Source organism: Cecembia lonarensis LW9 (genome assembly GCF_000298295.1).
Taxonomy (GTDB): Bacteria; Bacteroidota; Bacteroidia; order Cytophagales; family Cyclobacteriaceae; genus Cecembia; species Cecembia lonarensis.
Genome location: NZ_AMGM01000099.1, coordinates 1 through 12,785 on the forward strand (window position 1 = coordinate 1; position 12,785 = coordinate 12,785).

General features: G+C 41.6%; 12 protein-coding genes. 10 read left to right on the forward strand and 2 right to left on the reverse strand.

Annotated elements, in window-relative coordinates:
* The first annotated feature begins 241 nt into the window (after window positions 1–241).
* From B879_RS18295 to B879_RS18335, 9 genes are all read left to right on the forward strand, one after another.
* A complete protein-coding gene (locus tag B879_RS18295) occupies window positions 242–1,708 on the forward strand; it encodes a Gfo/Idh/MocA family protein (RefSeq protein WP_009186703.1) in 1,467 nt (488 codons plus the stop codon).
* Between the two features lie 54 nt (window positions 1,709–1,762).
* A complete protein-coding gene (locus B879_RS18300; protein WP_009186704.1) occupies window positions 1,763–2,161 on the forward strand; it encodes a VOC family protein in 399 nt (132 codons plus the stop codon).
* Window positions 2,162–2,193: 32 nt separating this feature from the next.
* A complete protein-coding gene (gene hutG / locus B879_RS18305) occupies window positions 2,194–3,156 on the forward strand; it encodes a formimidoylglutamase (RefSeq protein ID WP_009186705.1) in 963 nt (320 codons plus the stop codon).
* Window positions 3,157–3,273: 117 nt separating this feature from the next.
* Complete coding sequence (locus B879_RS18310) at window positions 3,274–3,717, forward strand: Hsp20/alpha crystallin family protein (RefSeq protein WP_009186706.1); 444 nt, start codon at window positions 3,274–3,276, stop codon at window positions 3,715–3,717.
* Window positions 3,718–3,847: 130 nt separating this feature from the next.
* Window positions 3,848–4,513, forward strand: a complete 666-nt coding sequence (locus tag B879_RS18315; protein WP_009186707.1) for an N-acetylmuramoyl-L-alanine amidase — start codon at window positions 3,848–3,850, stop codon at window positions 4,511–4,513.
* A 3-nt stretch (window positions 4,514–4,516) separates the two neighbouring features.
* Complete coding sequence (locus B879_RS18320) at window positions 4,517–6,190, forward strand: glycoside hydrolase family 10-like protein (protein WP_009186708.1); 1,674 nt, start codon at window positions 4,517–4,519, stop codon at window positions 6,188–6,190.
* Window positions 6,187–6,666: a GNAT family N-acetyltransferase gene (locus B879_RS18325; protein ID WP_009186709.1), complete on the forward strand. Its 480-nt coding sequence runs from the start codon at window positions 6,187–6,189 to the stop codon at window positions 6,664–6,666. The genes B879_RS18320 and B879_RS18325 overlap by 4 nt, the downstream gene beginning before the upstream one ends.
* Window positions 6,663–7,931, forward strand: a complete 1,269-nt coding sequence (locus B879_RS18330) for an MFS transporter (protein ID WP_009186710.1) — start codon at window positions 6,663–6,665, stop codon at window positions 7,929–7,931. The genes B879_RS18325 and B879_RS18330 overlap by 4 nt, the downstream gene beginning before the upstream one ends.
* Window positions 7,932–8,021: 90 nt before the next feature.
* Window positions 8,022–9,581 (forward strand): glycoside hydrolase family 3 protein, encoded by a 1,560-nt coding sequence (locus B879_RS18335; protein ID WP_009186711.1) that lies wholly within the window; start codon window positions 8,022–8,024, stop codon window positions 9,579–9,581.
* A 3-nt stretch (window positions 9,582–9,584) separates the two neighbouring features.
* Here B879_RS18335 and B879_RS18340 read toward each other — a convergent pair whose 3' ends face one another.
* Complete coding sequence (locus B879_RS18340; RefSeq protein ID WP_306413710.1) at window positions 9,585–10,112, reverse strand: DUF4136 domain-containing protein; 528 nt, start codon at window positions 10,110–10,112, stop codon at window positions 9,585–9,587.
* A 242-nt stretch (window positions 10,113–10,354) separates the two neighbouring features.
* Between B879_RS18340 and B879_RS18345 the strand changes: the two genes are divergently transcribed.
* Window positions 10,355–11,017 carry a metallophosphoesterase gene (locus B879_RS18345; RefSeq protein WP_009186713.1) on the forward strand — a complete coding sequence of 221 codons (663 nt, stop codon included), beginning with the start codon at window positions 10,355–10,357 and terminating at the stop codon, window positions 11,015–11,017.
* Between the two features lie 67 nt (window positions 11,018–11,084).
* Here the strand turns inward: B879_RS18345 and B879_RS18350 are convergent, their stop codons facing one another.
* A complete protein-coding gene (locus B879_RS18350) occupies window positions 11,085–12,566 on the reverse strand; it encodes an ATP-binding cassette domain-containing protein (RefSeq protein WP_009186714.1) in 1,482 nt (493 codons plus the stop codon).
* Between the last annotated feature and the right edge of the window lie 219 nt (window positions 12,567–12,785).

The window sequence follows — 12,785 nt, forward strand, 5'->3', positions numbered from 1 at the left end:
AAAGGGCAAAAGTAAAAAGAGCCAAGTGGGATGTACTTGTAAGTTTGAAAAGATCAGTTACAAATCAATAAAGCCATTTACCACTAAAGGTCACAATGAAGTAAAAAATGATTACAGAAATGAATAGAGCTTTCAAGGTGAATTATCTAGCCTGCAACAAAAATCAAGCGAAATAATTCTAAGAAAATAAACAAAAACCATATCTTAGTTTTTCTAAAATTTTCAATAACCCAAACCTATTATGAAAAACAGGAAAGAGGAGAAATCTGGCCAAAGCCGCAGGGATTTTATCAAAAATGCAGCGCTAGCATCCTCCATATTTATTGTTCCCCGTCATGTTCTGGGGGGTGTGGGATTCACCGCCCCATCTGACCAATTGAACTTGGCCGCTATTGGTGCCGGAGGTAAAGGAATCTCAGACATCAAAAATGCCTCTGTCAATGGCAGAGAAAGAGTCGTTGCCCTTTGTGATGTTGATTTTTCAGGATCAGCCAAGCAATCCATTGAAAATTTCCCCAATGCGAAACGGTATGCCGATTATAGGGAGATGTTGGACAAAGAAAAAGACATTGACGGGGTAACCATTTCTACGCCTGACCATGTGCATGGCCCTGCCGCCAAGTATGCCATGGAGAGGGGAAAACATGTGTACGTACAAAAACCCCTGACCCATAATATCCGGGAAGCTCGTCTGCTTACAGAAATGGCCCGGGATCAAAAAGTAGTCACCCAAATGGGAAACCAAGGGGCTTCCAACCCCCTTCTAGGTATGGTTCAAAAATGGGTAGACAGCGGAAAACTGGGGAAAATATCCAAAGTTCAAATCTGGACCAACAGGCCTGTCTGGCCTCAAGGCTTTGCTTTCCCACAACCTAACCCCAGTCAGAGACCAGATGCACTCAACTGGGATTTATGGTTGGGCCCGGCACCTGAGATTCCCTATACCCCTAATCTACACCCCTTCAATTGGAGAGGTTGGTGGGATTATGGGACAGGAGCCCTTGGAGATGTGGGTTGTCACTTAATCGATATACCTTTTAGAACATTAGGTTTACATTACCCCACAGCGGCAGAATGCAGTGTAGGCACAGTATTCACCAGAATGTGGACCCCGGATTATCATCCTGAAGGCTGCCCTGCCTCTTCCTATATCACGATCAATTTTAATACTACAGAAAAAAGTCAATCCCCCATAGAAATGACCTGGAGTGATGGGGGCATCAGGCCTTCACGCCCCGCAGCCATACCACCTGACCATGACATGGGAGGTGCCAATTCGGCCAATGGCGTCCTGATCATCGGAGAACATGGGGTGATTTCCACCAATATCAATGACAGCTCGCCTTTGATGCCCAAATTATACATGAACGATGGATCCACGGATTTTGGACCTGAGAAAGAAGATGGGGACGAACCGGAATATGGTCACCAGAGAAAATGGGTGGATGCCTGTAAAGCAGGTTTCAGAAGCAAGGAGCACCAAGAACTGACCTCCTCTTTTGACTACGCAGGACCCATGACTGAAACCGTCTTGATGGGTAATCTGGCCATAAGAAGCTATATGCTCAGAAGGGAAAATCCACAGGGACAAATGGAATTCTTCGGTAGAAGAAAACTACTTTGGGATGGCGACAACATGCGCATCACCAACCTGGAAGAAGCCAATCAGTTTGTGGGCCGGGAATACAGACCAGGATTTGAAGTTTAAAAATGAAGCGCGGGTTGATCCCGCGTTTTATTTTTATTAAACCAATGAGAAAAAATGCAGCAATCCCTGGTACAGATCGCTTTGGTAGTCAATAACTATGACGAGGCCATTCAGTTTTACACCCAAAAACTCCAATTTGACTTGGTCGAAGACACTGAATTATCGGAAACCAAAAGATGGGTTGTAGTAAAACCAAAAGGTGAAAAAGGTGCTGCATTGTTGTTGGCCAAAGCTGCTACTGAAGAACAAAAAAGCCGCACCGGAAACCAAACAGGTGGCAGGGTATTCCTCTTTTTGCATACGGATAATTTTGACAGGGATTATAAAAACCTGATCCATCACCAAATCAAAATCATAAATGGTCCCAGAGAGGAAGTATACGGAAAGGTGCTCATTTTTGAAGACCTGTACGGTAATCTTTGGGATCTGATTGAACCTTCAACACCCATGTGATTTTTTTAATTTACGTGCTTATCTTTAATGCTATGTCCATTTACCAATCCACATCGCAAGCCAATTGGTCAGGAAGAAATGCTGAAAGCCTCCAGTATTGGCACCAAGCTGTCAGATGCCTTGATTCCCTTGATTTACCTGAGGAAAGTTCGGAGAAAAAGCTGGCCATCCTGGGATATGCAGGAGAGGAGGGAGTGAAGAGAAACCAAGGCAGAGCCGGGACATCTCAGGGACCCGGGGCAATAAGGAAAATGATGGGGCCCATGGCTTACCATCTACCAAAAGCTTTTAAGATTTATGACTTAGGAGACATACTTACAGAAGGAAATGACATGGAGGCCTCCCATGACCTTCTCTACCAAACCATCAAAGGACTGTTGTCAAAAAAAGCTTTTCCGGTAATCTTAGGAGGTGGTCATGACCTGGCCTATCCTCATGGAAAGGCCGTCATGGAACATTGCTTGAACAAAAGTGAAAAATTAGGCATTATCAACCTTGATGCCCATTTTGACATCCGACCCAAAGTCGATGGAAAGGGGCATTCAGGCTCGCCTTTCTTGGAGCTTGCCACTTCTTTTCCAAAAAACTTTGAATACCTCTGTTTGGGAATTCAAAGCGCTGCCAACCCTCCGGAACTCTTTGAAAAAGCCAACCAACTTCATGTTCAATGGATGGAAATGGAAGAATTTACCATGGACAATTGGCCGCAGATCAAAGATCATTTGGATACATTTTGCCAATCCATCAATAAAATATACCTAAGCATTGACCTTGATGGGTTTTCTTCTGCCGTCGCTCCAGGCGTGAGTGCCCCCTCTCCTTGGGGATTTTCACCTGAGCTGATCGCTAAAGTATTAGAATGGATCGCTCAAAGTGGGAAATTAATCTCCTTGGACGTAGTCGAATTAAACCCAGAATATGATCAGGATAATTCCACTTCTAAATTGGCAGCCAGGTGTATTGAATACACTTTAAGAAAACTTTTAATAGGCTGAATTTTTTGCGCTCAATCATTTAAAAACCTGAGCTTTATCATATTTGTGAAGGTTAAAATTTTGTAAATTTATTCCAATAAAACTCAAGTCAGTTAAATCAAATAAAACCTAAAAACCATGAACACTCCTGCAAAGAGAAACGGCGGAATGTGGCCAAAAATGGTTCAGGATTTCTTCGGCGCAGACTTCTTTGATTGGGAAAAAGACTTCTGGGCCCCAGGAAAGGGAATTGAAATTCCTTCCGCCAATGTCATTGAAAATGACAAAGAATTCAAGTTGGAGCTCTCCGCTCCCGGTTTCGACAAGAAAGATTTCAACGTCGAATTCAGTGATGGTATTTTAAACATCAGTGCAGAAAAGGAGCACAAAGCAGAAGAGGAAAAAGAAAATTATAGAAAAAAAGAATTTTCCTATTCCAGCATCCGACGTTCCTTTACCCTGCCTGAAAACATTTTGGAAGACAAAATAGATGCGAAGTATGACAATGGCATTCTAAAAGTGGTCATCCCTAAAAATGATAAAGCAGAAAACAAAAGTAAAAAGGCCATCACCGTAGGTTAATTTCACTTTTTTCATAGGTAAAGCCCTGTTCCATAAAGGTTCAGGGCTTTTTCATTCAAAATTTTCTATTTTCAAATTCACCTTTGAAGAAATTAACTTATTTTCGAACATTGTTCATACAGAATGATTGATGAAAAAACGATATTTCATAGTCTTAGTGCTTTGTTTAAGTTGGATAGGTATTTCAGTTGCTGCAGGTCAAACTTTCAGGATTTTTGAAAAACCTATACTTTTCAATGAGGAGAGGACGCAATTATCCTTAGAATACCTGAAAAACAGGCATGGAATTGAAAAGGAGACTGCTACCATAACACCTCAAATGGTGGTGGTGCATTGGACTGCTGTTTCAACGTTGGAAAGTACATTTGATGTATTCAACCCGGTTCATTTGGGAGGTAGACCGGAGCTGACAGCTGCCAGCAACCTGAACGTTTCCGCCCATTTTCTAGTGGATAGAGATGGGGTGATTTTCAGGTTACTGCCGGACACGACTTTTGCCAGACATACCATTGGGCTAAACTACATGGCCATCGGTATTGAAAATATCGGTGGTCCTGATGCACCATTGACCCGGGCACAACTTAAAGCGAATGCGGAATTGATCCGTTATTTGCAAAAAAAATACCCAATCACTTACGTCATTGGGCACCATGAATACTATGCCTTCCAAGGCACGCCTTTATGGAAGGAAACGGATCCTGATTATATCACTCAAAAGCAGGATCCTGGTGATAGGTTCATGAAAAGATTAAGAAAAAGGCTTCGAGACCTTGATGTTAAAAGCAAACCTGAATAGACCATGAAGCTAAATTTTTACACAAAGGGCATTGGACTTACCATGATGGTGGGATGCTTCTTGTTTTTTTTATTTCAATCCTGTAAATCTTCAGCCCCTACATCTGCGACACTCACTGCGCCTTATGTGGATGGGCTGGAAGAGGGATATCCAAGCAGGGTATACTCCAACCTTCCAAAAACACTTTACTACCGGGCAATAGAAATGGACATGCCACAAAGCCTAAGAGAATTCAGGGGGGTATGGATAGCTACAGTGGCCAATATCGATTGGCCAAGTTCTCCCAATGATCCCTATGCCAAACAAAAAGAGGATTTTATCAAGCTTCTGGATTATTATCAATCCCTTAATTTCAATGCTGTCATCGTGCAGATAAGAACTGCTGGCGATGCTTTTTATCCTTCAAGATATGCACCTTGGTCCAAGTACCTGACCGGAAAGCAGGGGAAAAGACCGGACACCTTGGAAGACCCCCTTTCCTGGATGATCCTGGAGTCAAAAAGAAGGGGATTTGAGTTCCATGCTTGGCTCAATCCTTATAGGGCAACCATGAATATGGAAATCAGTGAACTTAGTCCAGAACATGATGTACTGAATTATCCGCAATGGATGGTAAAGTATGACAACAAATATTTCTATAATCCCGGATTGCCTGAGGTCAAATCCCATCTGCTGAAAATCATTGAGGAGGTGGTTAAAAATTACAATATCGACGCCATACATTTTGACGATTATTTCTACCCATATCAAGTCAGCGGCCAAGTGTTTGATGATGAAGATGCCTATAGAAGATATGCCAAACAAGGGCAATCCAAAGCAGATTGGAGAAGGGAAAATGTGGATGATTTGGTTTTTGCCATCAGCCAGTTGATCCAAAGTGAAAAACCATGGGTGCAATTTGGAATTTCCCCTTTTGGTGTTTGGCGCAATATTTCCCAAGATCCAAGAGGTTCCAACACCCAAACTGCCCAGACCAATTATGACCACCTGTATGCTGATGTATTGAAATGGACCGAAAATAAATGGCTGGACTACTTGATCCCACAGTTGTACTGGAGTACAGATTTCGAGGCAGCATCATATAGGGAGTTGTTGAACTGGTGGTCCAGAAATCACAATAACACCACCATTTATATTGGTAATGGTGCCTACAAAATCAGAGATAATGCCGATCCAGCTTGGAACGACCCTATGGAATTAATCAATCAATTGAGTCTATCCAATATGACCCCCCATGTATATGGAAATACTTTTTTCAGTGCCAGATCCATGTTTCAAAAAAATCAGGATGTCGCTCAACTCATTAAAAACTATCATTATGAGTTTCCGGTACTCTCCCCTATCCCACACAGGCAAACCATACCCCCTCCCTCCATTGTGGATCCTATTTTGATCCTTCACGGAGAGGGCTATGCATTCCAGTTTAGGGAAGTGGTCAAACCGGATTACCGATATGCTTTAATATATACAGCACCTACATTGAACGATCTGCAAAGAAGGGCCGAGGAAACCAATTTTCAGAAAATATACCTGGATGACAACGACCGCTTTGTGGTACCTATCCTGAGTTTTGAAGGCAAGCCATATATTGCCCTGAGCTTTATTGACCGTTTTGGCGTAGAAACAAAGCCTTTGGTATACAAAATAGAAGGTAAACTTTTAACCAGGACAGAATGAAAGACATGCTGGTCCGATTGATGGACTTACCGGATATTGCTGACCTAGAGGCCAACCTTAAAAAGGAAAATATCATCATTCGCAGGCCGATTCCACCTGAGAAATCGCTTGTTGCTGATTGGGTAGACAAGGAATTTGGAATGTATTGGAAAAATGAAGTAGAGGCAGCTTTTTCAAGACTGCCTGTCCACTGCTTTATCGCGCAAAGGGAGAATGAAATATTGGGCTTTGCTTGTTTTGAAACTACCGCGAAAAATTTTTTCGGACCCACCGGGACGCTTGAAAAAATGCGAGGCAAGGGCATAGGAAAAATACTACTGGTGAAGAGTTTGGAAGCCATGAAATCCATGGGCTATGCCTATGCCATCATCGGAGGAGTTGGACCAGCAGCATTTTATGAAAATGTGGTAAATGCAAAAATTATTGAAGGCTCGGATATCAGTATTTATCAAAACCTATTAAGGAAAAGTCCATGAGCCGAACAGTAAAAAACAATCCTTGGTACTGGGTGCCGCCCCTTTACTTAACTGAGGGGATACCTTATGTCCTGATCATTACGGTATCGGTCATCATGTATAAAAAATTAGGGGTGGACAATTCGGATATTGGCCTATATACCAGTCTCCTGTATCTCCCTTGGGTAGTAAAGCCATTATGGAGTCCCCTGGTTGATCTTTACAGTACCAAAAGGAAATGGTTTTTGAAAATGCAATTGGTTCTGGCCCTTGCCTTCTTGGGTGTGGGTCTAAGCTTGCCCACCAATCAGTTTTTTGTGCTTAGTTTGGCTTGTTTTTGGGTTGCCTCCTTTGCCTCTGCCACCAATGACATTGCATCAGATGGTTTTTATCTTTTAGCATTAAAAGAAGAGCAACAATCGTTTTTCATAGGTGTCAGGAGTACTTTTTACAGAATTGCCATGGTTACTGGTCAAGGTTTTTTTGTCATCTTGGCGGGCTATCTGGAAATCAAATATGGAGATAATACCAAGGCTTGGTCACTGACCATGATTTTGATAGCAGCTTTGATGTTGGTGCTTACTTTAATCAATTACTGGACAACTCCGAACATCGAAAAATCTCAGGATTATGTCAAAGAAAAATCTTTGGGATTTTTGGACGTTTTTGCCACCTTTTTCCAAAAAAAAGAGATTTGGCTTGCATTGGCCTTTATCCTGTTATACCGATTAGGTGAATCCCAATTGGTCAAAATGGCTTCTCCCTTCTTATTGGATAGTAGAGAATTGGGCGGGCTGGCATTAAGTACAGGAGATGTGGGATTGATATACGGTACCTTTGGTATCATTGCCCTTTCTCTCGGAGGGATTGTCGGAGGTATAGTCATTTCCAGAGACGGGCTTGGTAAATGGATGCTGCCCATGATCCTTTCTCTCAATGTACCTAACTTTTTCTATTACCTGCTTGCGTATTTTCAGCCTGAATCCGCTTTTTATGCTGGCTTTGTAGTAGTGGTCGAGCAACTGGGGTATGGCTTTGGTTTTGCTGCCTTTATGATGTATCTGATTTATGTGGCTGAAGGGCCATCAAAAACATCCCATTATGCCATTGCTACGGGATTCATGGCCTTGGGGATGATGATTCCGGGAATGATCTCAGGTTTTGTTCAGGAGTGGTTGGGATATGAAGGTTTCTTCCTTTGGGTGGTTTTTGCCGCCATTCCCGGTATTTTGATAGTGAAGTATGTCAAGTATCCTTATGAATACGGAAAAAAGAAATCAAATTAAATTGTTAAATGACTAGCTAACCATCAGGTTTTCAAAGTTTTTTGATTATTTTTGATTGACCCTTATTGAGATACTTAGACCTATATTTTTATGACCATTAAAGAAAAAATCGGGCAGTTATTTTCCCCCGCCGCATATATTCATGATACAGAGGAAAATATTGAGGCCATGGAAAGGCTCATTCAGGAACAGCATATTGGTGGTCTCACCTTTTTTCATAGCCGTCATTCTGCCGCTGCCAATTTTGAAAAGCGTCAGGAGGTATTGAATTATGATTATACCCTGAAAAAACTGGTGAAACTTATCAACAGATACCAGCTCTTGGCAAAAACACCACTCTTGATCAGCATTGATGCAGAGTTTGGATTGGCCATGCGGGTAGAGGAAACTCCACAATATCCCTATGCAATTACTTTGGGGGCTCTAGAGGAAGATAAAGTTCGATTGGTTCGAGAAGTAGGGTACCGTATTGGGAAAGACTTAAAGCAATGTGGTATCCATGTTAACTTTGCCCCTGTGGCAGACATCAATTCCAATCCCCAAAATCCAGTCATTGGTTATAGGTCTTTTGGTACAGACAAATATAAGGTGAGCAAATTTGCATGGGCCATGTATGACGGCATGAGACAAGCCGGTATTCAAGGCTGTTACAAGCACTTTCCCGGACATGGAGATACAGATGTGGACTCACACCTAGGGCTTCCTATTATTCATAAAAGTAAAAAGGAGCTTTTGGAAGAAGAGCTTTTCCCATTTATAGAAGGAATAAATCAGGGAGCTGAAATGATCATGGTAGGACACTTGGCTGTACCTGCTTTATCTGCCGGTAAAAACAGTCCTGCAACCCTTTCCAAAGAAGTTATTCAAGATTTACTTCAAGGTGAATTGGGTTTCCAGGGCATAGTTGTCACAGATGCACTCAATATGAAAAGTGTCAGCGACATGTATCCTACCCCTGGTCAATTAGAATGGGCAGCATTGGAAGCCGGCAACGATTTACTCTGTTTTTCCGAACATGTTGAAGCTGCAGTTTCCTATATCGCCGAAAAAACGGATGAGAAACGGATTGAGCGATCCTATCAAAAAATTAAGCGGTTAAAAGAAAAATTGGCTGTCTCCCATGCCCTTCCCAAAAGTCCTGTTCAGTTTGATTGGGAAAACCACGTGGCTTTCAACGAAAGGTTAGCTAAATATTATATCAAAGAAATTGAATCGAATAAAACTGCAGATCTCTTAGATTGTCGGTCTTTTGCCAAAGTTTCAATATTTAACCCGCTGTACAACACTTTCTTCAACGAAATTGACAACTTTCAAAGTACACCATCTTTCGAAATCAATAGCGCGCAAGATGTAGCCTGGAAAGACCTGGAACAGTTCGAAAATATCTTGATTGCTTTGTACTTACCTTCCGCCAAACCCATCAACCATTTTGGCATGGACATTCAGGTGGTGAATAAAATGATTTCACTGACAGCTGATAAGAATTGTCAACTGTATGTTTTTGGCAATCCTTTGGCTTTAAACAGCATCTTGGAAAAAAACAAAATTTGCAAAATTGTATGTGCCTACCAAAATTTTGAACCTGTACAAAAAATGGCAGCCTTGCATTTTTTGGATGAACTTGATCAAGGTATGGATTTCCAAATGTGAGACTTACCGCTTGCTCAAAACCCTAAATTGGTCCATTACCCTGTAGGTGGCTCTTGTTAGATCCGTGTGAATTTCAGGTGATAGAAAATCAAAGCTGGCCGGAGCATAACCTTGCCAGATGGTATTGCCTCTTTTATTGTCGATTACGAAAACCACCAACATACCATTGTTTTCCAAAAATCGCACACTATTGTAGGTTTCATCCCTTTCCCTTGCCTCAGCTTCATTGAGTTTTTCCATATCCGTCGCTTCAGATCTTCTATCCAGCCAATAATCAAAATTGGGTTGATCATAGCCCCTGTACCTAACTCGATCATTAAAAATCGCATAATTAATTAAAATATCAGGTTTTTCTTCATCCTTCTTGAAGCCCTGAGACCCCAATCGATTGGTAATGGTGTTTTCTATGGTCTGGTAAAAAACAATAGAATCATTCTGATCGTTGTTTCCAACGAAATTGAAAGTCTTGTAGCGTTTAAAATTACCGGTATAGGCAAAATCATACTCCGCCACATAGTCTTTCTGGCTCATACAAGAAAGTGAAATTAAAGCAAGTGCTATTAAATGTAAAGGAAATGATACTTTCATCGGCCCGATAATTTAGTTTTTTTTTACATAAGTTTGTGAGATACATGTTGTAAACCAGGAATGAGATAGTTTGTTCATTATCTCCCCTGATTTTCAAATCATTATACAAAAATTACTTGGATCCGTCAATATTAAATACATGATTGGTTCAAGATATTTCAGATAAGCCCTTTCTAATTGTAACAATGGATTTATTTATCATCGGTGATGTACATGGGTGTTTTTTTACCTATCTAAAACTTCTGCAACATTGGAATCCCAGATCTGAATACCTCATACAGTTGGGGGACTTGGTAGATAGGGGAAATCATTCACCGAAAACCATCCGTCTATCCTATGAAATTCAACTGGCATTTAAAAAACAAACCATATTTCTAAAGGGAAATCATGAACAGCTGATGCAGCACGCACTATTAGGAAAAGACCCGATGAAGAACTGGGAACGTAATGGGGGCACAGAAACCATGTTGCAATTTGAAAGAGAAAGCATAGATCCTTATATCTATATCAGTTGGATTAGAAATTTACCTCTATTTTGGGAAAACAAAAAGGTGTTCATTTCCCACGCCGGAATTGCCGCTGAAGCTATTGACCCCTGGAACCCTGATGCAACAGATGGCTTGCTATGGAACCGGAAGCCCCTCCAAAAAATGGATAAACTGCAAGTAGTTGGCCATACTCCCCTTCTGGACGGAAAACCCGAATTCCTACCTGAATCAAATGCATGGAACATTGATACAGGGGCTTACAAAGGCATATGCCTTACCGGCATCAAAATCAGAAAAAATGGTACTTTTATAGAAACGATTTCAGTTCCGACCGATAAGAGGGATATTAAAAACTTATAAATTCACCCTCATAAACACCGGATTTCAATCATTTTGGGTAAAAACACTTAACCAACCCAATCTAAGGTCAATTAACCGTTAACTCAAAAACCTTATCCACGCAAGCTGGTATATCTTCATCATAGTGGCTGACATAGATTAGGCTTAACCCGGGAACCGTGCAGACCTGATCAATGGTTTTTCTGAATAAAACCCGCTGCAATTCATCCATACCCTGAGAAGCCTCGTCCAATACCAAAAGCTTAGGCTGCTTAATCAATGCCCTGGCCAAAAGCACAAAGCGCTGCTCCTCCAAACTCATCTTTTTCAGTAATATTTGGCCGCTACCCTCAAGTCTGAAAAAAGCAAGCCATTCCATAGCCAGTTTTTCCTGGGCAGAACTGACTTTTTTAAACAAACCCATGGTATCAAATAATCCTGACAAAACCACTTTGATACAGGTTTGATTGGAAGGAAAGTACCTGCTGAGTTCCGGCGCTACAAAACCTATCTCTTTTTTAATGTCCCAAATGCTCTCACCTGACCCTCTTTTGCGTCCAAACAACCAAATATCGTTGGCATAAGCCTGGGGATTTTCTCCTAAAATCAAACTAAGTAAAGTAGATTTACCTGCCCCATTAGGTCCCTTCAACTGCCATTTCTCACCAGCAAAGACAGTCCAGCTCAAGTTGTTCAAAATGGATTTGCCCGAATAGCTAATATTTACATTTTCAAGCCTGATAATTTCAGTGTCATCAACATTTTTGAGAGAATGAAAAAGACGATTCAGAATCTGCCGGTCAAAAACATCTGGCCCCTCCACCTTTGCTGAAACTTCTCTCCATCCTGACCTGGGCAAAACCGCATGGATTTTTTTCTCCCGAAATACTCCTACATGTGATATACTTGTAGGCACTTCATTACTATGGGTAGACATGATCAAATGAATACCGGATGAGATGATGTCCTGTAGTATTTGATCGAATTGACCCCGGGTTTGCACGTCCAAACCTGTCAAGGGTTGGTCCAAAAGCAGCATCTTGGGCTGCTTTAATAAAGCTGCCGCTATGGCCAGTCTCCTTGTCTCCCCATTGGAAAGCTTGATGAGCGACTTGTCCTCCAAATCTTTCAAAACCATGCGCTCTAAAACAATATCAATATCCCAATACCCATCTAACTTGGCTTCTACACTGGAAAGATATTCTCTTACGGTAACAGCTTCCTCTGCCTCCATGGAATTGAAGCGCTGCTGGTAGTAAAAATTTTGAAGATTGGATTTATTTTTAAAAGGATACTGCTGAGAAACAACGGCAATCAAGTCCCTAAAAGAATGTACTTCCCCTTTTTCTTCCTGCTCTTTTTGATACACTTCTGCAAAGGGTCTACTTACACTACCCGCTGTGACCATGGTTCTCCCCAGTAAAGTATCCAAAAAAGCCGTCAACTGTTTGCCTGAATCCCCCACAATGGCCCATTGCTGCCCTTCTTCCCAGTCAAAATCAAGCCCTTCAAAGACCAATTGATCCAAATACCGCACAGTCGCCCCTGATACCTTGATGAGTGTTTTCATAATTTTTGCAGTTTTTGGACCTTGCCAACCAATATCAAGACATTATCCTTGCTTCTTCTTATACTTTCTTCCCTCTTGTTTCTTTTCTCTCGGTTCTAAGTTCTTATTTTTCCAGCCCTACATCCTGGCCTCCCGAATCGCTTTGCTCTCGTGACAGGCTGTCGCTTAATCCCGATATCGGGACCAAAGGGATCTTTTTTTTACGCCCTGTGTCACTGT

Bases quoted from the DNA above. Each gene is read 5' to 3' on its own strand.
- B879_RS18325 (WP_009186709.1), top strand. From the start codon at position 6,187: ATGAAAGACATGCTGGTCCGATTGATGGACTTACCGGATATTGCTGAC.
- B879_RS18295 (WP_009186703.1), top strand. From the start codon at position 242: ATGAAAAACAGGAAAGAGGAGAAATCTGGCCAAAGCCGCAGGGATTTT.
- B879_RS18320 (WP_009186708.1), top strand. From the start codon at position 4,517: ATGAAGCTAAATTTTTACACAAAGGGCATTGGACTTACCATGATGGTG.
- hutG (WP_009186705.1), top strand. From the start codon at position 2,194: ATGTCCATTTACCAATCCACATCGCAAGCCAATTGGTCAGGAAGAAAT.
- B879_RS18315 (WP_009186707.1), top strand. From the start codon at position 3,848: ATGAAAAAACGATATTTCATAGTCTTAGTGCTTTGTTTAAGTTGGATA.
- B879_RS18330 (WP_009186710.1), top strand. From the start codon at position 6,663: ATGAGCCGAACAGTAAAAAACAATCCTTGGTACTGGGTGCCGCCCCTT.
- B879_RS18340 (WP_306413710.1), bottom strand. From the start codon at position 10,112: ATGAGCCAGAAAGACTATGTGGCGGAGTATGATTTTGCCTATACCGGT.
- B879_RS18350 (WP_009186714.1), bottom strand. From the start codon at position 12,566: ATGAAAACACTCATCAAGGTATCAGGGGCGACTGTGCGGTATTTGGAT.
- B879_RS18335 (WP_009186711.1), top strand. From the start codon at position 8,022: ATGACCATTAAAGAAAAAATCGGGCAGTTATTTTCCCCCGCCGCATAT.
- B879_RS18300 (WP_009186704.1), top strand. From the start codon at position 1,763: ATGCAGCAATCCCTGGTACAGATCGCTTTGGTAGTCAATAACTATGAC.
- B879_RS18345 (WP_009186713.1), top strand. From the start codon at position 10,355: ATGGATTTATTTATCATCGGTGATGTACATGGGTGTTTTTTTACCTAT.
- B879_RS18310 (WP_009186706.1), top strand. From the start codon at position 3,274: ATGAACACTCCTGCAAAGAGAAACGGCGGAATGTGGCCAAAAATGGTT.